Raw genomic sequence first — 20,422 nt, forward strand, 5'->3', positions numbered from 1 at the left:
GATTAGCCGAATAAATTTTCCGTATATAGCGATGATCGCTATTTCTGCGGCGCTGGCTATGCCGAATCATTGTTACAACCTGACCTCCACGGTCAGTGGCAAGTGGTCGGAAAGGTGCGTCCAAGGTTTGTGCCCCAGTATCTGCGGCGCATGGCTATCGGCGTTGCGCAGGTAGATACGGTCCAGGCGCAGAAGGGGCAGGCGCGCCGGGTAGGTGCGGGCGAGGTGGCCATGGTGGCGTTCGAAGGCCTCGTGCAGGTCGCGCTGCAGGCCAAGGGTGCGGTTGCCGTGGGACTTCCAGTCGTTGAAATCGCCGGCAATGATCACCGGCGCCTCGGCAGGCAAGGAATCCAGCAACTGACGCAGCAGCTTGAGCTGCTTCTGTCGATGGTTTTCCAGCAATGACAGGTGCACGCAGATGGCATGCACGTTGTGCTGGCCGGGGACGTCGAGGATGCAGTGCAGCAGGCCGCGGCGCTCGGGGCCGGTGATCGACACGTCGAGGTTGCGGTGCTCGATGATCGGGTACTTGGACAGCAGCGCATTGCCGTGGTGGCCGTCGGGGTAGACCGCGTTGCGGCCATAAGCGAAGTCGCTCCACATGCTGTCGGCAAGGAATTCGTACTGCGAGGTCTGCGGCCAGCCGGGGTAGCGCGCGGCATGGCGGTCGTGGCTGCCGAGCACTTCCTGGAGGAACACGACGTCTGCCTGGGTGCTGCGCACCGCCTCGCGCAGCTCAGGCAGGATGAAGCGCCGGTTGAAAGCGGTGAAGCCCTTGTGGGTGTTCACCGTGAGCACCCGCAGGCGGTCGACGGGCGGGGCCTGACGGGTGCTGGCGAAACCTGGGCTGCCGGCTTCGAGGTTCACAGTGGCTCCTCAAGGCTACCGATACAGATAAAACAGGGTGAGCCGGTTCCGGCTCACTCTTCCTCGCGCTGCAAGGCCAACAGCAGCAACGACCGCCCCTTGACCTCGAAGGTACTGTCGAACTGCAGATGCTGCGGCTTGCGCAGCTCCGGCCGGTCGGTGTCGATCAGGCAGCTCCAGTAGTCACCTTCCGGAACCGCCGGCAGCAAGAACGGCACCACATCGTGGTGCGCATTGACGATCAACAGCATGGTCGCCTCAGACCCAGGCCGGGCAATACCACTGACCTGGGCGCGGCCATCGATCAGCATGCCCAGGCAACGGCCGTGCGGGTCTTCCCACTGCTCCACGCTCATCTCGTTGCCATCGGGCGCCAGCCAGGTCACGTCCTTGACCCCGATCGCTTCGTTGTAATCGCCGACCAAAAAGCGCGAGCGGCGCAGCACCGGGTAGGCCAGGCGCAGGCGGGTCAGGCGCTTGACGAAGGCCAGCAGCTGCTTGCCTTCGTCATCCAGGTCCCAGTTGACCCAGCCGATCTCGCTGTCCTGGCAATAGGCGTTGTTGTTGCCATGCTGGGTGCGGCTGAATTCATCGCCGGCGACGATCATCGGCGTACCCTGGGCCAGCAGCAGCGTGGCGAAGAAGTTGCGCATCTGGCGCATGCGCAGGGCGTTGATTTCAGGGTCGTCGGTCGGGCCTTCGGCACCACAGTTCCACGACAGGTTGTTGTCGGTGCCGTCCTGGTTGTTCTCGTCGTTGTCTTCGTTGTGCTTGCCGTTGTACGACACCAGGTCGCGCAGGGTGAAGCCATCGTGGGCGGTGATGAAGTTGACCGAGGAATATGGCCGCCGCCCGCGGTTGTTGAACAGGTCGCCCGAAGCGGTGATACGTGCGGCGAAATCGGCCAGCTGGCCTTCGTCGCCCTTCCAGAAGGCCCGTGCCGTGTCACGGAAGCGGTCGTTCCACTCGGCCCAGCCCGGTGCGAAATTGCCGACCTGATAGCCACCTGGGCCGCAGTCCCAGGGTTCGGCGATCAGCTTGACCTGGCTGAGCATCGGGTCCTGGCGGCAGGCGACCAGGAAGCCGTGGCGCTCGCTGTAGCCGTCGTGATAGCGGCCAAGGATGGTCGCCAGGTCGAAGCGGAAACCGTCGACATGCATTTCGCCCGCCCAGTAGCGCAGCGAGTCGGTGACCAGCTGCAGTACGCACGGGTGGCTGAGGTCGAGGGTGTTGCCGGTGCCGGAATCGTTGATGTAGTAGCGCTTGTCGTCGGGCATCAGGCGGTAGTAAGAGGCGTTGTCGATGCCACGCATCGACAGGGTCGGGCCGCGTTCGTTGCCTTCGGCGGTGTGGTTGTAGACCACGTCGAGGATCACTTCCAGGCCTGCGTCATGCAGGTGGGCGACCATCTCCTTGAACTCGGCAATCTTGCCGCTGGCCAGGTAGCGCGGGTGCGGTGCGAAGAAGGCGATGCTGTTGTAGCCCCAGTAGTTGTTCAGGCCCTTGTCCAGCAAATGCTGGTCGTTGACGAAGGCATGGATCGGCAGCAGCTCGATGCTCGACACGCCCAGGTCCTTGATGTGCTTGAGCAGTTCGTCGTTGGCAAGGCCGGCGAAGGTGCCACGCAGCTCTTCTGGCACGGCAGGGTGGCGCATGCTGATGCCGCGAGTGTGGGCTTCATAGATGATCGTGCGCTCCCAAGGGACCTGCACGCGCTGGTCGCGGCCCCAGGTGAAGGCCGGGTCGATGACCTTGCACTTGGGTACGAATGGCGCACTGTCGCGTTCGTCGAACGACAGGTCGCCATCGGGGTGGCCAATGGTGTAGCCGAACAGCGCCTCGGACCATTTCAGGCTGCCGACCAATTGCTTGGCATAGGGGTCGATCAGCAATTTGTTCGGGTTGAAGCGGTGGCCGTTTTCCGGCTCGTAGGGGCCGTATACGCGGTAGCCGTAGACCAGTCCGGGATGCGCATCAGGCAAGTAGCCATGGTAGATCTCGTCGGTGTACTCGGGCAGCTCGATGCGCTCGAGCTCCTGCTCGCCGGTGGAGTCGAACAGGCACAACTCGACCTTGGTGGCATTGGCCGAGAACAGGGCGAAATTGACCCCCAAGCCGTCCCAGGTCGCGCCGAGGGGGAAGGGCAGGCCTTCGCGGATGCGCGTTGGGGCGACGGAGCGGGTTTTCTTTGGGGTGCGCGGGCTCATGGCAATCCTCGATTGGCCGTGGTGGGGCGGGGGGTTGTGCAGACCTGTGCCGGCCTCGTCGCGGGCTTGCCCGCGAAGAGGCCGGTGCAGGCTTAGCCGGCAGTAGGTTTTTTCGCTGCTCTTGGCTTCTTGGCGGCCGTGGGTTTGATAGCCCCAGGCAACGCCGCAGCCTTCGGCTCAGCCGCTACCTTGGGCTTGGCCGGCGCCCGCTTGCGCGGTGCCGCCTTGGGGGCCAGCGCTTCGGCCTCGGCAAGCTTGCGTGCCATGTCCCAGTGGCGTTCCTCCTGACCCTCCGGCTTACCCTCCGACTCCCAGATCTGGTAAGCGAATTCGCGTACTCGTTTTTCTTCGACACTCATCACGACACTCCTGAATGCTATGCATGTTCAATCAACAAATTGACTGGGAATTCCGCCAAGACCGCGCTCAACATCAGCTCCCTTGTAGGGCTGACAGCGGCGCCGCCGAAAAGTCCAGTCCAAGTGGCAGGCGACAAGGCAAACGGCAGGATCACCCGGGTATCGTCCCAGTTCTGTGCCGGGATCAACGGTGTAGTGGCGCCGCCGAGCAGGCCGCAGGCCAGCCGCGGGGCGACGACAATGGCGCGTTGGCCTTCACCCAGGCGGGCGAAGGCAATGACCTGATCGGCATGCCGGCCCTGCATCTGCAGCGGCAGGTAGGCCCCGCGCCGGAACAGCTCGGCGTGGGCCTGGCGGCAGTCCAGCACGCGTGCGATCAGGGCCTGCTTGATGCGGCCGTCACGCCAGTGCGCCAGCAGCTCGCCGGGCGTGCTGGCATCGTCCAGGGTGCGACGCCTGCAAGCGTAGTCCACGGCGCGGCGGTTATCCGGGTCGACCAGGCTGAAATCCCAGTATTCGTTGCCCTGGTACAAGTCGGGCACGCCCGGCACGGTCATGCGCAGCAGGCTCTGGACCAGACCGTTGAGCGCGCCGGGGCAGGCGATCAGCTGTGCGGCATCGGCCATTGACTGGCGCAACTGCTGGTTTTCCCGGTCCAGCAGCAGCCCGTCGACATAGGCGGCGCAGGCCGCTTCATAGGCTTCGTTGGGCGCGCTCCAGCTGCTGCGCAGCTTGGCTTCGCGCAGGGCCTTCTGCTGCCATTGGCGGATACGTTCGGCGTACTGGCGCAGTGCGTTGTCATCCTGCAGGTCGAGCGCGAGAGGCCAGCTGCCCAGCAGCGTCTGCCACAGCAGCAGCTCGTCGCCGGGGCTGGGGGCCACGCCGTCATCCAGTTGCTCGCGCAGCGGCGCGGCCAGCTCGCGCCAGTGTTCCACGCGGCTGGCGAACCACGGCCCACGCTCGCTCAGCACGGCCAGGCGAGCACGGCTGTCCTCGCCGCGCTTGTGGTCGTGGGTGGCGGTGGCCAGCAGGTTGTCGGGGAAGTCGCGCAGGCGGCGTTGAGCCTCGTTGTGGAAATGCTCGGCGCCTGCGCTGAAGCGCTCGGCCTCGAAGCCGACATCGTTGCGCGACAGCAGCCGTGCCGAGCGGTAGAAGGCGGTGTCTTCCACAGCCTTGGCGGCACTGGGTGCGGTGAGCTGCTGGAAGCGCACGCAGGCATGGCGCAGGTGCTTGCGTGGCCGGCCCGGTGGCAGCTGGCGCCAGGGCTGGCCACCGAGCCATTGTTCGAGCTGATCGAGCAACGGCCAGTCGGCTTCGCCAAGGTCCTGGCGGGCGTTGGCCAGGGCCTGCTGGAAGAAGCGCTCGTCCTCGGCCGGGCGCCCGCAGGCATTGAAGTAGGTGCGATACACCGGGTAATGCGCAACCAGCGCTTGCAGTGCGCGGCGAATCGCGCCAAGGGTCAGGTCGCGGGTCATCAGGTCGTCACGGGCGACCTGCAACAACGCCTGGGCGACGGATTCGCAATCGCCGGCAAGGCTGGCATTGAGCACCAGGTGGCGCGCCAGCCGCACTTCCTCGGGGAAAGCGGGGCGCTCGCTGACCGCCGCCCACAACTCGGTCAGCGGCGCTTCACCGGCCGGGTCGTGTTGCAGCAGCGAGACCTGGTTCATGAACTCGTAGCCGGTGGTGCCGTCGGTCAGCCAGTCGCGGTGCAGGTGTTCGTCGGTGCCGAGGATCTTTTCCACGTAGATCGGGAAGTGTTCCAGCGCAGCCTGCAACGGGCGCCTGGCGAGCAGGCCGTCGACCCGGCGGCGCAGCTTGCGGCAATAGCCGCGCGGGTCGGCCAGGCCGTCGATATGGTCGATGCGCAGGCCGTCCACCAGGCCGCGCTCGATCAGTTCGAACAGCTTGGCGTGGGTGGCTTCGAACACTGCGCTACGCTCCACTCGCAGGCCGCCCAGTTCGTTGATGTCGAAGAAGCGCCGCCAGTTGATGTCATCGGCGGCAGTGCGCCAGCTGGCGAGGCGGTAGGTCTGGCGTTCGAGCAACAGGTGCAGGCGCTTGAAGCCGCTTTCGCTGCGGCTGTCGAAGGCGATCAGGGCCGACGCCAGGTCCGCGCCTTCTCCCACCAGGCGCGCCAGTTCGGCGTGCAGTGGCAAGGCGTTCGCCACGGGTTCGGGGGATTCGCGCAAGGCAGTGAAATGCTCCGCCAGCGCCTTGAGTGCAGGCTCGGGGCTCTGTGCGAGGATCCAGCCGTAGTCCAGCGGGCAGATCGGGAAGCGATGCTGATAGTGGGCGATCTGCAGCACGCCCGATTGCGCGTCGAATTGCAGCGGGATGTCGCCGTTCTTCAGCGCCACGCCGTAGTCGCTGCCGAGAAACGGCAGCAGCAACTGCCCGGCCAGCAGCGGGTCGCTGGAGTGCCACTGGATGTCGAAGAACTCCGCGTAGGGGCTGCGCCGGCCCCAGGCCAGCAGGCTCTGCCACCACGGGTTGTCGGCGCCGCCCACGGCCATGTGGTTGGACACGGTATCGAGGATCAGCCCCATGCCATGCTGGCGCAGCGCAGCCACCAGCCGTTGCAACGCAGCCTCGCCACCCAGCTCGGGGTTGACGCAGGTCGGGTCGACCACGTCGTAACCGTGGCGCGAGCCGGCGCGGGCCTTGAGGATCGGCGAGGCGTACAGGTGGCTGATACCCAGCCGGGCGAAGTACGGTACCAGTGGCACCGCGTCATCGAGGCTGAAGTCGCTGTGAAATTGCAGGCGTAGCGTCGCGGTCAGTGGTTTCATCGGTCACGCTCCCAGGCTTGTTCGCGGGCCTGGGCCAGCAGTTCAAGGCGCCGTGCGGCGTCTTCGTCGTCGAGTAGTTCGTGCACCGGAGCGGCGAAGCGCCGGCGCCAGTTGGGGTGGCCGCTGGTGGTGCCGGGCAGGTTGGGTTGCTCGTCGCTGCCCAGCAGGTCTTCCAGTGGGATGAGCACCAACGGGGCGCGGGTGTGGCCGACGTAGCGGATGGCGGCATCGATCAGCGCGTCATTGTCCGCTTGCGGGCCATAGTTGGCCTCCAGCGTGCGGCGCAGGCCTTCGCGTTCCTTTTGCCGATCGTGGCGCCAGTGCAGCTCGGTGGCGGCGTCGATCAGGTTCAGGCGCTGGCTCCAGTCGATGTCGCGGCTTTGCAGCCAGCCGGCCAGTGGCGCCAGGTCATGGGTGCCGGTGGTGGCCAGGGCATCGTCCGGCCAGTCGAGGATCGGTTTGAAGTGGCCGGGCTGGGTCTGCTCGAACGGCAATACGCGCATGCCCAGTATGGCCTTGGCCGCCAACTGCTCGCGCAGCCCCTCGGGCACGGTGCCGAGGTCTTCACCCAGAATGATCGCCTGGTGGCGCACCGACTCCAGGGCCAGCAGGCGCAGCAGGTCTTGCACCGGGTAGTCGAGGTAGGCGCCCTGGTCGGGCTTGCAGCCACGCGGGATCAGCCACAGCCGGCGCAGCCCCATCACATGGTCGATGCGCAGGCCGCCGGCATGGGCCAGGTTGGCTCGCAGCATCTCGATGAAGGCGCGGTAGCCGTTGCGCTTGAGGCCTTCGGGAGAGAAGGCGCAAATGCCCCAGTCCTGGCCCGAGCGGTTGAGGATGTCGGGTGGTGCGCCGACCTTGAGGTTGGCCAGCAGCTCGTCCTGGCGGCTCCAGGCCTGGCTACCGGCGCCATCGGCACCCACGGCCAGGTCGGCGATCAGGCCGATGGCCATGCCATTGCTGCGTGCGGCGTGCTGGGCACGTTGCAGGCTGCGTTCGGTCAACCACTGGCAGAACGCGTGGAACTCGATCCTGGCCGGATACGCGCTGGCAAAGGCTTCGACTTCCGGGTGGTACGGGTCGTGCCAGGCGCTGGGCCAGTTGCGCCAGTCGGCGCCCAGGCCATGCTCGACGGCATGCGCCTGCAGCACTTCGAAGCGGCAGTGGTGCTCCAGAGCCTGGCCACGGGCCTGACGGAAGCTGTCGAAGTCTTTGCGCAGCGGGTGGTCGGCCTGGCTGAAGTCCAGGTAAAGCGCTTCGAGTAGCCGCAGGCGGGCGTCGGCGGCGCGTGGCCAGTCGACCAGGGGGCGTTGTTCCAGGTCTTCGAGTACCTGTTCCAGGCCGCAGGCCTCGATCGCCATGCGCACGGCGCGCTCGCCCAGCAGCGCGGCGGGGCTGGCATACAAGGTATTGAGCAGCAGGCGGCTGGACGGCGAGTAAGGGCTGTAGTGTTGCTGGTCGATGGCTGACAGGGCATGGATGGGGCTGATCGCCAGGGCGTCGGCGCCGCGCTCGGCGGCGCTGCGTGCCAGCTGCTCCAGGGCCAGGCAATCGCCATACCCGCCGTCGCCTGGGCGGCGCAGGCTGTAAAGCTGCACGGCCAGGCCCCAGCAGCGCGGCGGTGGTTCGCTGACGGCGTCAGCCAGGCTCCAGCAACGCGGCGGTGCCACGGCGACGGTGAAGCTGCGGTCGTTGACCTGCAGCAGGTGATAACCCACCGGCAAGCCGCCGGGCAGGTTGCCCTGGGCATCGAGGGTCAGGTACTGCAGGCGGTTGCTTTCCAGGGTACAGCGCACGGCGCTGCCTGGCGGGAAGTAGCGCCCGAGGGGCAGCGGTTGATCAAGCTCGGCAGTGATCAGCGGCGGCAGGTGCTCGGCGTCTTCGGCGGCGTCCACGGCGCGCAGGCTGGCCTGGATGGCAGGCTCGTCGCCAGCGGGGTGGCCCAGGCCGTCGAGGACCTTGCGCAGGACCTCGTCGCTGACCTGCTGCGGCCGGTTGTTGGCATCGATCCAGTCGCGGGCCAGCCCTACGCGGGCGGCCAGTCGGTGCAGGGCGGTTTCGCTCATGGAAGCTCCTGGCCAGGTGGAAGCAGGCTGACCACGCAGCTGTAGGCGGATAGCGCGGTATCGGGGTGGCGGGTGTCGCTGCTGTCGAACAGGCGCCATTGTGCGGCGGGCAGTTCAACGACCTGCGGCGTCGCGGCCAGGTTAAGGTCGATGCGCAGGATACGGCCGTCGCCCAGGCGCCAGCGTGCGGTCAGGGCCTGCTCGCCCAGCACCACGGCGCCCAATGCACGGCTGCCGGGCAGGTGTGGGATGACATGGCGCTGGCGCACGTCGAGCAGCTGCTGATACAGGCCGTGCCAGCCCGCGATGACCTGCTTGCCCTGCGGCCGCGATGCCTCGAAGGTCTGCTCGGCGTTGGGGTCGGGGATGTGTTCGCGTTGCTCGGGGTCGGCAAACGCCTTGAAGTGGGCGAACTCGCCGCGTCGGCCCTCGCGCACGGCATCGGCCAGTTCGTCGTGGAAGTCGGTAAAGAACAGGAACGGCTGGCAACTGCCATCTTCATCGCCCATGAACAGCAGCGGGATCATCGGCGCCAGCAGCAGCAGGCCGGTGGCCGCACGCAAGGCAGCTGGCGCGCACAGGCGAGTCAGGCGTTCGCCCAGGGCGCGATTGCCGATCTGGTCATGGTTTTGCAGGAACAACACGAACGAAGAGGGTTCCAGGTGCCCGCTGGGTTCGCCGCGGGGCGTACCGTGGCGGTTGGCCTGACCTTGGAAGACGAAGCCTTCGGACAGGCAGCGGGCCAGTTTTTCGATGGGTTTTTCCTGGTAATCGGCGTAGTAGCCTTCGGTTTCCCCGGTCAACAGGACGTGCAAGGCATTGTGGCCATCGTCGTTCCACTGGGCATCGAAGCCCTGCTGCAGCAGCGAGGCCTGGTTGTGCTCGTTCTCCAGCACCAGCCACACGTGCCGGCCCGGTTCCACCGCCGCACGCACCCGTTGCGCCAGTTCCATCAGGAAGTCCGGTTGGTCGATGGCGTGCACCGCGTCCAGGCGCAGGCCATCGCAGCGGTAGTCGCACAGCCACATCAGGGCGTTCTGGATGAAGTACTCGCGCACCTCTGGGCGGCGGAAATCGATGGCGTCGCCCCAGGGTGTCTGGCGGTCTTCCCTGAAGAACGGGCTGGCGTACTGGTGCAGGTAGTTGCCGTCCGGGCCGAAGTGGTTGTAGACCACATCGATCATCACCATCAGCCCGTGGCCATGGGCCTGATCTACCAGCGCGCACAGCTGCTCCGGGCTGCCGTAGCTGTGTTGTGGCGCAAAGGGCAGTACACCGTCGTAGCCCCAGTTACGCTCACCGGGGAACTGCCCCAGGGGCATCAGCTCGATGGCGCTGATGCCCAGCTCGGCCAGCCTCGGCAGCCGCCGGGCGACCCCCTGGTAGCCCTCGAGCACGCCGACGTGCAGTTCCTGGATCACCGCTTCGTGCCAGGGCCGCCCCTGCCAAGGGTGCTGCCAGTCGAAGGCGCCGACATCCACGACCTGGCTCGGCCCGTGCACCCCTTCGGGTTGATAGCGCGACGCCGGGTCAGGCACTTGCAGCTCGCCGTCGATACGATAGTGATAACGGTCACCGGCCCGGCACGGGGCGACCCCGGTGTACCAGCCGCCGTCTTCGGGCAGCAGCTCGATCGCCGGCTGCTGGTCCAGTTCCAAGCTCACGCTGCGCGCATCGGGCGCCCACAGGGCGAAGCGCGCCGACGTGGCGTCCATCAGGTGTGCGCCATGCCTGTGCATCTTCTAACCCCGCTCAGTAGTGGCTCAGGTGGGCCTGCTTGACCAGGTCCTCGTAGAGGCGCGCGTAGGGTTCCACTGCCTGGCACCAGTTGAACGGCTGGGTCATCGACAGGCAGCGCATGGCATTGAGCAGGTCCTTCTTGCCGTAGGTATAGAAGGCTCGGCTCAATGCTTCGCGGTAGCTGTCGACGGTCGATTCATCGAACAGGAAGCCGGTAACGCCGTTCTCGATGGTGTCGGCCAGGCCGCCGGTGTTGCGTGCCACCGGCAGCGAACCGAAGCGCTGCGCGTACATCTGGCTCAGGCCGCAAGGCTCGTAGCGCGAAGGCATCAGCAGGAAGTCGCTGCCCGCGAACATGCGCCGGGCGTCGGTTTCGTTGAAACCGATGCGTACCCCGATGCGGCCAGGGTAGCGCAGGGCCAGCTCGCGCATGGCCTGTTCCTCTTCCGGCTCACCGCGGCCGATGATCGCGATCTGGCCGCCTTGCTCGACGATGTAGTCGGCAACGCCCAAGGTCAGGTCCAGGCCTTTCTGGTAGACCAGCCGCGAAACCACGGCAAACAGTGGCCCTTCGGAAGGTTGCAGGCCGAACAGCTTGCGCACGGCGTCAGTGTTGCGTGCCTTGCCTTCCCAGTCATTGATGCTGAAGTTGTGCTCCAGGTGCTTGTCGGTGGCCGAGTCCCAGCTTTCGTCGATGCCATTGGGAATGCCGCCGAGCAGGCCTTGCTGGGCCTTGCTGGCCAGGAAGCCATCGAGCCCACAGCCGAATTCCGGGGTGGTGATCTCCTGGGCGTAGGTGGCGCTGACCGTGGTGATGTGGCTGGAGTAGGCAAGGCCGGCCTTGAGGAACGACAGCTTGCCGTAGAACTCCATGCCTTCTTGCTGCATGGCATGGTCGGGTATCGCCAGCTCCGGGCTGCAGCCGCGGCTGTAGACGCCCTGATAGGCCAGGTTGTGGATGGTGAACAGGGTCGGTGTGTTCAGCCCGCGCCAATGCATGTAGGCCGGCGCCAGGCCGGCGGGCCAGTCGTGGGCATGCACCACTTCGGGCTTCCAGTGGATCATGCCTTCGCCGGCGGCGATCTCCGCCGCGGCCAGGCCCAGGCGGGCGAAACGGATGTGGTTGTCCGGCCAGTCGCGACCGTTGTTGGCGCCGTAAGGGGTGCCGTCGCGCTGGTAAAGCTCGGGGCAGATCAGCACATAGATCACCAAGCCGTCGGCCATGTCCATGCGGCCGATCTTGCAAGGCGGCAGGGCAGCGTGGCCGCCGAGCTCGCCGACGATGTGGATGGGATTGTCGCTTTCCACCACCTGCGGGTAACCCGGGATCAACACCCGGACATCATGCAAGTGCGCCAGGGCGCGTGGCAGGGCCGCGGAAACGTCGCCGAGGCCGCCGGTCTTGACCAGGTCGGCGATTTCCGAGGTGACGAACAGGATCTTGCGCTTGTTGGGGTTGTGCTGGCGCTGGGCGCCGGGTGCCGTGCCTGTCTTGGCGAAATCCGGGGTAAGCGGCTCGCGGTTGTCCGGTTTGAATGACTCTACGTGAGGCTCGACAGCGGCACTGATCATACTTCTCTCCGTCCCTAAGTGTTGGCAGGGTGCTGGCACCCTTGGTGTTATCTCGTGCGGGTTCTCTCTGATTCGGCAATTGCGTGATGCTATCCATGCCCCGAAGTCGTGCGTGCAGGCACAACGCGATCAGCATTCCGGCCGAAGGCGCTTGGACTGGTTGGGGTAGGCGGGCCGTGCGAAGGAAGTCCTTTGCGATTGGCCTACTTAGTTGCTGACCCGCCACCATTTCCAAAAGTTCGACTTTTTTACGTCGCTCTTCCTCTGAGCAAATGGCGGGCCGAAACCTGAGTGTAGGAGAGAGGGAGATAAAAAGGTGACCCACTGGTCACTTCGGTTATGACCGAGATAGACGCAAACGTTGGCGTGTGTGACCGGATATGAACAGGGGTGTTCGAGGGTGGGGCAGGGCTGGCTCACGCGTGCGCCATCAGGTAACCGAGCAACGTGTCGCGCACCAGAATGGGGCGGGGTTACAGCGCTGTGGGAGCGCGAAGCTCCCACCAGGAGAGGGGATGAATCAGAAGCCGACGGTCTTGCCGTCGTCGCTACGTGCCTGTTCCAGCAGCATGTGCAATTGAGCGACCTGCTGGCGCAGCTGGTCACGTTCGTCCTTCAACTGGCGCAGCTCGTCGCGGCGCACGGAGACATAGAGGGTCTGGGTTGGAGTAGCAGGCATCAAGGTACCCATGGCACACCTCGCAGTTTTGGCTGGTGACAGTTAAAGCGTAGTCGCTTCACGCGGCGCGCATTCTGAATTCTTTCTCTGCCTAAGGGAACTTTTTTGTTTAACGTTGTCACGCCGTTCGTCGCTGAACCCTCAGGCGCCGTGCTGGACTAATCTGAAAAGCTGAACTGTGGTTGTCATTTATTGGGTAAGGGGAGCATCGGCTCATGCAATTGGGAATCGTCGGGCTGGGCCGCATGGGCGGCAATATCGCAAGGCGGCTGATGCGCGCCGGCCACCGCACCGTGGTCCATGACCGTAACCGTGAAGCCGTGGTCGGGCTGGAAGGCGAAGGCGCCCAGGGTGCCCACGACCTTGGCGCACTGGTGCAGAAGCTCAAGGCGCCCCGGGCGGTGTGGGTGATGCTGCCAGCCGGCGAGCCTACCGAGCAGACCATCGCTCAGCTGGCCGAGCTGCTGGAACCCGGCGATGCCATCATCGACGGGGGCAACACGTTCTACAAGGATGACATGCGCCGAGCGGCCGAACTGGGCAAGCGCGGGCTGCATTACCTGGATGTCGGCACCTCCGGCGGTGTGTGGGGCCTGGACCGCGGCTACTGCATGATGATCGGTGGCGAGAAGGCGGTGTTCGAGCGCCTCGAACCGCTGTTCAAGGCACTGGCACCGGGCGTCGGCGACATTCCGCGTACCCACGGCCGCAGCGGTGAGCACGAACGTGCCGAGCACGGCTATATCCATGCCGGCCCGCCTGGCGCAGGGCACTATGTGAAGATGGTGCACAACGGTATCGAGTACGGCCTGATGCAGGCCTATGCCGAAGGCTTCGACCTGCTGCGCAGCAAAGGCGGCACCGAGCTGCCGGAAGACCAGCGCTTCGACCTGAACGTGGCCGAGATCGCCGAAGTCTGGCGCCGTGGCAGCGTGGTCACCTCCTGGTTGCTTGACCTCACTGCCGATGCGCTGGTGGCCGACCCGCAGCTGGCGCAGTTCAGTGGCTCGGTGTCCGACAGTGGCGAAGGCCGCTGGACCATCGACGCCGCCGTCGAACAGGCGGTGCCGGTACCGGTGCTGTCCAGTGCGCTGTTCGCCCGCTTCCGCTCCCGCCAGCAGCAGGGCACCTATGGCGACAAGATTCTGTCGGCCATGCGCCTGGGCTTCGGTGGCCACGTCGAGAAAAAAGACTGATGACCCAACAGACCATTCCTGCTGCTCCGCCCTGCACGCTATTCCTGTTTGGCGCCAACGGTGACCTGGTCAAGCGCCTGCTGATGCCGGCGCTTTACAACCTCAGCCGTGACGGTTTGCTCGACCGCAACCTGCGCATCGTCGGCGTCGACCACAACCCGGCCACGGCCGCTGAATTCGCCGAGCGCCTGCATGGCTTCATGCAGGCGCGCGACAAAGGCGGCGAGGGCGCTGCCAAGTGCCTCGACGAAAAGCTCTGGGCGCGGCTGGCCAAGCGCCTGGACTACCAGACCGGCGACTTCCTTGACCCGGCGACCTATGCGGCGTTGGCCAGGCGCATCGAGAAAACCAGCCATGGCAATGCCATTTTCTATCTGGCCACTTCGCCACGTTTCTTCCCGGAGGTGGCTCAGCGCCTGGGCGACGCCGGGTTGCTCGACGAGTCTGCCGGTGGCTTCCGGCGCGTGGTGGTGGAGAAGCCTTTCGGCACCGACCTGGCCAGTGCCGAGGCGCTCAATGCCTGCCTGTTGAACGTGATGAGCGAGCGGCAGATCTACCGTATCGACCATTACCTGGGCAAGGAAACGGTGCAGAACATTCTGGTCAGCCGCTTCTCCAATGGCCTGTTCGAGTCGTTCTGGAACAACCACTACATCGACCATGTGCAGATCACTGCCGCCGAGACAGTCGGAGTGGAAACCCGCGGTGCGTTCTATGACAACACCGGCGCGCTGCGCGACATGGTGCCCAACCACCTGTTCCAGCTGCTGGCGATGGTGGCCATGGAACCACCGGCGGCGTTTGCCGCCGATGCCGTGCGAGGCGAGAAGGCCAAGGTGATCGGTGCCATCCGCCCCTGGTCGGCAAAAATGGCCCTGAAGAACTCGGTGCGTGGCCAGTACACGGCGGGCAAGCAGGGCCGCAAGCAGCTGCCGGGCTATCGGCAGGAAAACAACGTCGCTGCCGACAGCCAGACCGAAACCTACGTGGCGCTCAAGGTGATGATCGACAACTGGCGCTGGGCCGGGGTGCCGTTCTACCTGCGCACCGGCAAGCGCATGAGCGTGCGCGACACCGAGATCGCCATCTGCTTCAAGCCCGCGCCCTACGCGCAGTTTCGCGAGTCGGAGCTGGAGCGGCCCAAGCCCAACTACCTGAAGATCCAGATCCAGCCCAACGAAGGCATGTGGTTCGACCTGCAGGCCAAGCGGCCGGGGCCGGAACTGGTGATGGAGAACATCGAGCTGGGCTTTGCCTACAAGGACTTCTTCAAGATGACCCCGGCCACCGGCTATGAAACGCTGATCTACGACTGCCTGACTGGCGATCAGACCTTGTTCCAGCGGGCCGACAACATCGAGAACGGCTGGCGCGCGGTACAGCCATTTCTCGATGCCTGGGCCCAGGGCGGCGAGGTGCATGAGTACCGTGCGGGGGAGGATGGCCCCGAAGCAGGCACTGAATTGCTGACGCGCGACAAGCGTGAGTGGCACAAGCTGGGTTGAAAGATCCTTGTTGCCTGTGCCGGCCTCTTCGCGGGTTTACCGGCGAAGAGGCCGGCACAGGCAACCCATCAAGGAGGTGCAATGCCTGCCCCTATCGAAGACTACGCCCTGCTCGGCAACTGCCGCAGCGCCGCCCTGGTCAGCCGCGACGGTTCGATCGACTGGCTCTGCCTGCCGCGTTTCGACGCCCCGGCCGTGTTCGCTGCATTGCTGGGCAACGAAGAGAATGGCCGCTGGCGCCTGGCCCCCAGCGACCCCATCGAACACAGCAGTCGCCAGTACCTGGGCGACACGCTGGTGCTGGAAACCACCTGGGTCACTGCCAGCGGCCGCGCCCGGGTGCTCGACTTCATGCCGCTGGGCGAAGTCAATTCGGTGGTGCGCATCGTCGAGGGCGTCACCGGTGAAACCCACTTCGAAATGGACCTGGTGCTGCGCTTCGACTACGGCCGCAGTGTGCCCTGGGTAGAAAAACTCGACCCGCTGACCCTCAGTGCGGTGGCCGGCCCTGACCGCCTGATCTTGAGCAGCAGCGTGGAGCCCCATGGCCTGGATCATCACACCGCCGCCCGTTTTCGCGTGGGTGCCGGCGAGCGGCAGGTCTTCAGCCTGCGTCACCAGTCTTCGCATCTGCCGGTGCAGCCCGACTGCGACATCGACCAGGCGCTGCAATACGCCCTCACGCATTGGCAGGCATTCGCCGACCGTTGCCCTGAGGTCGGCCCCTACACCGGCCTGGTGCGCCGTTCGCTGCTCACCCTAAAGGCCATGACCTATGCGCCCACCGGCGGTATCGTCGCAGCGGTCACCACCTCGCTGCCCGAACGCATCGGCCACGAACGCAACTGGGACTACCGCTTCTGCTGGCTGCGCGACGCCACCATGACGTTGCTGGCGTTCATGAACCTCGGCTACTTCGATGAAGCCCAGGCCTGGCGTGAATGGTTGTTGCGCTCGGTGGCTGGCAACCCTGAACAGATGCAGATCATGTACGGTCTGGCTGGCGAGCGTGACCTGCAGGAATACACCTTGCCCTGGCTGGCCGGCTACGAGCGCTCGCAGCCGGTAAGGGTGGGCAACGCGGCTGCTGAGCAGAGGCAGCTGGACATCTATGGCGAACTGGCCGATGCCATGGCCCAGGCGATCAAGGGCGGTTTGCCGCGTCACCCGCGCAGCGCAGCGATCTCCCGGCTGATCCTGCCCTATGTCGAGCGGATCTGGCGTGACCCGGACGAAGGCATCTGGGAAGTGCGCGGAGGCCGTCAGCATTTCGTCCATTCCAAGGTCATGGCCTGGGTCGCCTTCGACCGTGCCGCGGGGCTGGCCGACACCACCGAAGAAGGCCGCGAGCAGGGCCGTCACTATCGGCAGGTGGCCGACCAGATTCATCAGGAAGTCTGCGCCCGCGGGCTCGATGCCAGTGGCCAGCATTTCGTCCAGGCCTATGGCTCGACCGAGATGGACGCCAGCCTGTTGCAGATCGCCCTGACCGGCTTCCTGCCGGCCGAGGACCCGCGCTTTCAGCGCACCCTGGTGCAGATCGAGCAACGCCTGCTGAAGAACGGTCTGCTGTTGCGCTACGACAGCGACAGCTGCAGCGACGGGCTGACGCCAGGGGAGGGCACGTTCCTGGTGTGCTCGTTCTGGCTGGCCGACGTGTACGTGCTGCTGGGGCGCGAGGCCGAGGCCCAGGCGCTGTACGAAACGCTCACCGCGCTGTGCAACGACGTCGGCCTGCTGGCCGAGCAGTACGACCCTGCCGGCAAGCGGATGCTCGGCAACTTCCCCCAGGCGTTCAGCCACATCGGCATCATCAACACGGCGCTGAACCTGCACCGGGCACGGAGCCCGGTGCGTGATCGGGCACGATGTGACTAGGGGCGTCGTCAAGTCCCGGAGTAGACTAGGGCAAACCCATTCGGCAAGGAGTAGGCATGAACGTCAGTGGCCATGATCGAGAGACCCAAGCCTGATGGCCAACCACAAGATCGAAATCCGCCGTCGCAATATCGAGAAGATTCTGGTCGCAGCAGAAAAGGTGTTCGCCGAAAAAGGTTATGGCGCCACCTCGATGGGTGACATCGCCGAACAGGCCGAGCTGCCGCGTTCCAACCTGCATTACTACTTCAGCACCAAGGATGAGTTGTTCCGCGCAGTGCTGCAGGACCTGCTGGATGTGTGGAAGCAGGATGCGCTGTGCTTCGAGAACTTCGAAGACCCGCGGGTGGTGCTGACCAGCTACATCCGCGCCAAGATGGGCCATTCGCGGTCACGGCCGCTGGGCTCGAAGATCTGGGCCGAAGAGATGCTGCACGGGGCGCCGGTGCTAGGGGTGAATCTCAGTGAGAGCCTGGTGCCGTGGGCAAAGCTCAAGGAGGACAAGATCCGCCGCTGGGTGGCGGAGGGGCGCATCCTGCCGGTGGAGCCTTCGGCATTGCTCTACATGATCTGGGCGTCGACGCAGCACTATGCCGACTTCGGCTATCAGGTGGCCTTGCTGAACGAAGGTGAGCCATTGTCCGACAGGGCGTTCGAAAGGGCGGTGCAGACGGTGACCTGTGTGATCTTGCGCGGGATCGGGCTGGAACCTTGAAGCGGCGTTGCAGGCTACCGCGGCCCTTTGTGGGAGCGGCCTTGTGTCGCGAAAGGGCCGCGCAGCGGCCCCGGTAATTTATGCGGCGAAGCTGAAAACTGGGGCCGCTGCGCAGCCCTTTCGCGACACAAGGCCGCTCCCACAAGGTCAGGTAGCAATCAGCTTCAACTGGCCTCGCGGTAGGGATTGCGCGGATCCTGGGTCCAGTTCAGGTAAGGCTTGCCGGTGTCCTGCGCGACCATCTCGATGCAGTTCTCCACCGGGCAGGTGATCTGGCACAGGTTGCAGCCCACGCATTCGTCCTCGATCACGCTGTAGGCATGGGTCCCGTCAGCTTTCAGGGTGCTGGCAATCGCCTGGTGCGATGTGTCCTCGCAAGCGATGTGGCAGCGGCCACAGCCAATGCAGGCGTCCTGGTCGATATGCGCCACCGACTTGTAGTTGATGTCCAGGTACTTCCAGTCGGTGGTATGCCCCACGGCCTGCCCGCGGAAGGCTTGCAGGTTGCGGTGGCCGTGCTGGTCCATCCAGCGCGCAAGGCCATCTTTCATGTCTTCGACAATGCGGAAGCCATGCAGCATCGCTGCCGTGCACACTTGCACCGCACCGCTGCCCAGGGCGATGAACTCGGCGGCGTCGCGCCAGTTGCCGATCCCGCCGATGCCGCAGATCGGCAAGCCGCGGGTTTCCGGGTCGCGGGCGATCTCGGCGACCATGTTCAGGGCAATCGGCTTCACCGCCGAGCCGCAGTAGCCGCCGTGGGTACTCTGGTCGCCGACGATGGGGTGGGCGACCATGCGGTCCAGGTCGACGCTGGTGATCGAATTGATGGTGTTGATCAGCGACACCGCATCGGCGCCACCGCGGTGGGCGGCTCGGGCCGACTGGCGAATGTCGGTGATGTTCGGCGTGAGCTTGACGATCACCGGCAGCGAGCAGTGCATCTTGCACCAGCGGGTGACCATCTCGACGTATTCCGGCACCTGGCCGACCGCCGCGCCCATGCCGCGCTCAGGCATGCCGTGCGGGCAGCCGAAGTTCAGCTCGATGCCGTCGGCGCCGGTGGCTTCCACCAGCGGCAGGATGAATTTCCACGACGCCTCCACGCACGGCACCATCAGCGACACGATCAGTGCGCGGTCGGGCCAGTCCTTCTTCACCTGGGTGATTTCCCGCAGGTTGATCTCCAGCGAGCGGTCGGTGATCAGTTCGATGTTGTTGATGCCCTGCACCTGGCGATTGGGGCCGTAGTGCGCGGAATAACGTGACGACACGTTGACCGCCGCCGGGTCCTCGCCCAGGGTCTTCCAGACCACACCGCCCCAGCCGGCCTCGAAGGCGCGGACCACGTTGTAGGCCTTGTCGGTCGGTGGCGCGGAAGCCAGCCAGAAGGGGTTGGGCGCCTTGATGCCGGCGAATTCGATGGACAGGTCGGCCATTTACGCTGCCTCCACGTTGAGCATGAGTTGGGCATGGATGGCTTCGGCGGCCAGCTTGCCGTGTTGCACGGCCTGGACGGTGAGGTCCTGGCCCAGGGCGGTGCAGTCGCCACCGGCGTACACGCCCGGGAGGCTGGTGCGCAGGTTGTCGTCGACGCGGATGCGTTCGCCGTCTCGCGCCAGTTGCGCGGCAACCGGGTCGCCGAGGCTGGCGTCGTCGAAGCGCTGGCCGATGGCTTTGAAGATGGCATCAGCAGCCAGTTCATAGGTCTCGCCCGTGTCGCGCAGGCGGCCGTCGGCCAGTTCGGTGCGCATGAAGCGCATGCCACGCACGCGGCCATGGTCATCGAGCAGTACGCCGTCGGGGCGGGCCCAGGTGTGCAGGCGCACCTGGTTGGCCTTGGCGATGTCCTGCTCATGGTCGGTAGCGCCCATGTCGGGGTAACCGCGACGGTACACCAGGTTGACGTCGCGGGCGCCCAGCCGGCTCATTTGCACGGCCATGTCGATGGCGGTGTTGCCGGCGCCGATCACCAGGCAGCGGTCGGCCAGCGGCAGTTGCGCCAGGTCGTCGGCCTGGCGCAGTTCGCAGATGTAGGCCGTGGCGGCGAGCAGGCCGGGGGCTTGTTCGTCATCCAGGCCAAGCTCGCGCACGGCGTTCAGGCCCAGGCCGAGGAACACCGCGTCGAACTGCTCGCGCAACTCGCCCAGGCCAAGGTTGGCGCCCAGGCGCTGGCCGTGGCGGATCTCGATACCACCGATGCCGAGCAGGAATTCCACTTCGCGCTGGGCATAGTCGTCCACCAGTTTGTAGCGGGCGATGCCGTATTCATTGAGGCCACCGGCCTTTTCGCTGGCTTCGAACACCACCACGTCATGGCCGTGCATGGCCAGGCGGTGGGCGCACGACAGCCCGGCAGGGCCGGCGCCGACCACGGCAATGCGCTTGCCGGTCGCCGGCGAACGTTTGAACGGGTGCTCGGTGAAATGGGCATTGTCCAGGGCGTAGCGCTGCAACTGGCCGATCAGCACCGGGGCGCATTCCTGGGCATTGTTGCGCACGCAGGCTTGCTGGCAGAGGATCTCGGTGGGGCACACGCGGGCGCAGCTGCCGCCGAGGATATTGGCCGACAGGATGCGCTCGGCGGCGCCTTGCAGGTTCTCGTCGCTGATGCGGTGGATGAACGACGGGATGTCGATTTCGCTCGGGCAGGCGTTCACGCAGGGGGCGTCGTAGCAGTACAGGCAGCGGGCGCTCTCGACGGCAGCCTGGCGGGCGGTGAGCGGCGGGGCCAGGTCGGTGAAGCGCTCGGCCAGTTGGTCGCTGCCGGCACGCGGGCGCGGCAAGTGGTTCAGGGCATCGATCACGGTTGTAGCCTCTCTTTTCTTTTTTGGTTGTGGCAGTCA

The 20,422-nt window shown here is 65.4% G+C and carries 14 protein-coding genes; 4 read left to right on the forward strand and 10 right to left on the reverse strand.

What is annotated here, in order from left to right; translation table 11 throughout:
* Nucleotides 1-72: 72 nt before the first annotated feature.
* From HU738_RS03025 to HU738_RS03060, 8 genes are all read right to left on the reverse strand, one after another.
* Nucleotides 73-867, reverse strand: coding sequence for an endonuclease/exonuclease/phosphatase family protein (locus HU738_RS03025; protein ID WP_186600934.1), 795 nt, complete (start codon nt 865-867; stop codon nt 73-75).
* A gap of 53 nt (nt 868-920) precedes the next feature.
* Nucleotides 921-3,074 (reverse strand): glycogen debranching protein GlgX, encoded by a 2,154-nt coding sequence (gene glgX / locus HU738_RS03030; RefSeq protein ID WP_186600935.1) that lies wholly within the window; start codon nt 3,072-3,074, stop codon nt 921-923.
* Nucleotides 3,075-3,166: 92 nt separating this feature from the next.
* Nucleotides 3,167-3,433 (reverse strand): DUF2934 domain-containing protein, encoded by a 267-nt coding sequence (locus tag HU738_RS03035; protein WP_189660435.1) that lies wholly within the window; start codon nt 3,431-3,433, stop codon nt 3,167-3,169.
* Nucleotides 3,434-3,450: 17 nt separating this feature from the next.
* The gene (locus HU738_RS03040; RefSeq protein ID WP_186600937.1) at nt 3,451-6,225 is read right to left on the reverse strand and encodes a malto-oligosyltrehalose synthase; all 2,775 of its coding nucleotides are present in this window, start codon (nt 6,223-6,225) and stop codon (nt 3,451-3,453) included.
* Nucleotides 6,222-8,291, reverse strand: a complete 2,070-nt coding sequence (gene malQ / locus HU738_RS03045; protein WP_186600938.1) for a 4-alpha-glucanotransferase — start codon at nt 8,289-8,291, stop codon at nt 6,222-6,224. The genes HU738_RS03040 and malQ overlap by 4 nt, the downstream gene beginning before the upstream one ends.
* Nucleotides 8,288-10,030 carry a malto-oligosyltrehalose trehalohydrolase gene (gene treZ, locus HU738_RS03050; RefSeq protein WP_186600939.1) on the reverse strand — a complete coding sequence of 581 codons (1,743 nt, stop codon included), beginning with the start codon at nt 10,028-10,030 and terminating at the stop codon, nt 8,288-8,290. The genes malQ and treZ overlap by 4 nt, the downstream gene beginning before the upstream one ends.
* A gap of 13 nt (nt 10,031-10,043) precedes the next feature.
* On the reverse strand, nt 10,044-11,603 hold the full coding sequence (glgA, locus tag HU738_RS03055) for a glycogen synthase GlgA (RefSeq protein WP_176507503.1): 1,560 nt from the start codon (nt 11,601-11,603) through the stop codon (nt 10,044-10,046).
* A gap of 520 nt (nt 11,604-12,123) precedes the next feature.
* Nucleotides 12,124-12,294: a DUF6026 family protein gene (locus tag HU738_RS03060; protein WP_219824750.1), complete on the reverse strand. Its 171-nt coding sequence runs from the start codon at nt 12,292-12,294 to the stop codon at nt 12,124-12,126.
* Between the two features lie 203 nt (nt 12,295-12,497).
* Between HU738_RS03060 and gnd the strand changes: the two genes are divergently transcribed.
* The 4 genes from gnd to HU738_RS03080 all read left to right on the forward strand — a co-directional run bounded on the left by gnd (nt 12,498) and on the right by HU738_RS03080 (nt 17,576).
* On the forward strand, nt 12,498-13,478 hold the full coding sequence (gene gnd / locus HU738_RS03065) for a phosphogluconate dehydrogenase (NAD(+)-dependent, decarboxylating) (RefSeq protein ID WP_176507504.1): 981 nt from the start codon (nt 12,498-12,500) through the stop codon (nt 13,476-13,478).
* Entirely contained in the window at nt 13,478-14,983 is a 1,506-nt protein-coding gene (gene zwf, locus HU738_RS03070; RefSeq protein ID WP_176507505.1) for a glucose-6-phosphate dehydrogenase, read from the forward strand. Before gnd ends, zwf begins: the two co-directional genes overlap by 1 nt.
* Before the next feature lie 81 nt (nt 14,984-15,064).
* A complete protein-coding gene (locus HU738_RS03075; RefSeq protein WP_186600940.1) occupies nt 15,065-16,861 on the forward strand; it encodes a glycoside hydrolase family 15 protein in 1,797 nt (598 codons plus the stop codon).
* Nucleotides 16,862-16,955: 94 nt separating this feature from the next.
* Nucleotides 16,956-17,576: a TetR/AcrR family transcriptional regulator gene (locus HU738_RS03080; RefSeq protein WP_176507507.1), complete on the forward strand. Its 621-nt coding sequence runs from the start codon at nt 16,956-16,958 to the stop codon at nt 17,574-17,576.
* 164 nt (nt 17,577-17,740) lie between these two features.
* Here HU738_RS03080 and preA read toward each other — a convergent pair whose 3' ends face one another.
* Both preA and HU738_RS03090 read right to left on the reverse strand, forming a co-directional pair.
* A complete protein-coding gene (preA, locus tag HU738_RS03085) occupies nt 17,741-19,015 on the reverse strand; it encodes an NAD-dependent dihydropyrimidine dehydrogenase subunit PreA (protein WP_186600941.1) in 1,275 nt (424 codons plus the stop codon).
* Nucleotides 19,016-20,383 (reverse strand): NAD(P)-dependent oxidoreductase, encoded by a 1,368-nt coding sequence (locus HU738_RS03090; RefSeq protein ID WP_186600942.1) that lies wholly within the window; start codon nt 20,381-20,383, stop codon nt 19,016-19,018.
* Nucleotides 20,384-20,422: the final 39 nt, after the last annotated feature.

This window comes from Pseudomonas vlassakiae, assembly GCF_014269035.2.
GTDB classification, from domain to species: domain Bacteria; phylum Pseudomonadota; class Gammaproteobacteria; order Pseudomonadales; family Pseudomonadaceae; genus Aquipseudomonas; species Aquipseudomonas vlassakiae.

Excerpts from the sequence above, each read along its gene's own strand:
- HU738_RS03035 (WP_189660435.1), bottom strand. The coding sequence starts at position 3,433 with ATGAGTGTCGAAGAAAAACGAGTACGCGAATTCGCTTACCAGATCTGG.
- glgA (WP_176507503.1), bottom strand. The coding sequence starts at position 11,603 with ATGATCAGTGCCGCTGTCGAGCCTCACGTAGAGTCATTCAAACCGGAC.
- HU738_RS03080 (WP_176507507.1), top strand. The coding sequence starts at position 16,956 with ATGGCCAACCACAAGATCGAAATCCGCCGTCGCAATATCGAGAAGATT.
- glgX (WP_186600935.1), bottom strand. The coding sequence starts at position 3,074 with ATGAGCCCGCGCACCCCAAAGAAAACCCGCTCCGTCGCCCCAACGCGC.
- malQ (WP_186600938.1), bottom strand. The coding sequence starts at position 8,291 with ATGAGCGAAACCGCCCTGCACCGACTGGCCGCCCGCGTAGGGCTGGCC.
- treZ (WP_186600939.1), bottom strand. The coding sequence starts at position 10,030 with ATGCACAGGCATGGCGCACACCTGATGGACGCCACGTCGGCGCGCTTC.
- HU738_RS03060 (WP_219824750.1), bottom strand. The coding sequence starts at position 12,294 with ATGGGTACCTTGATGCCTGCTACTCCAACCCAGACCCTCTATGTCTCC.
- preA (WP_186600941.1), bottom strand. The coding sequence starts at position 19,015 with ATGGCCGACCTGTCCATCGAATTCGCCGGCATCAAGGCGCCCAACCCC.
- HU738_RS03040 (WP_186600937.1), bottom strand. The coding sequence starts at position 6,225 with ATGAAACCACTGACCGCGACGCTACGCCTGCAATTTCACAGCGACTTC.
- zwf (WP_176507505.1), top strand. The coding sequence starts at position 13,478 with ATGACCCAACAGACCATTCCTGCTGCTCCGCCCTGCACGCTATTCCTG.
- gnd (WP_176507504.1), top strand. The coding sequence starts at position 12,498 with ATGCAATTGGGAATCGTCGGGCTGGGCCGCATGGGCGGCAATATCGCA.
- HU738_RS03075 (WP_186600940.1), top strand. The coding sequence starts at position 15,065 with ATGCCTGCCCCTATCGAAGACTACGCCCTGCTCGGCAACTGCCGCAGC.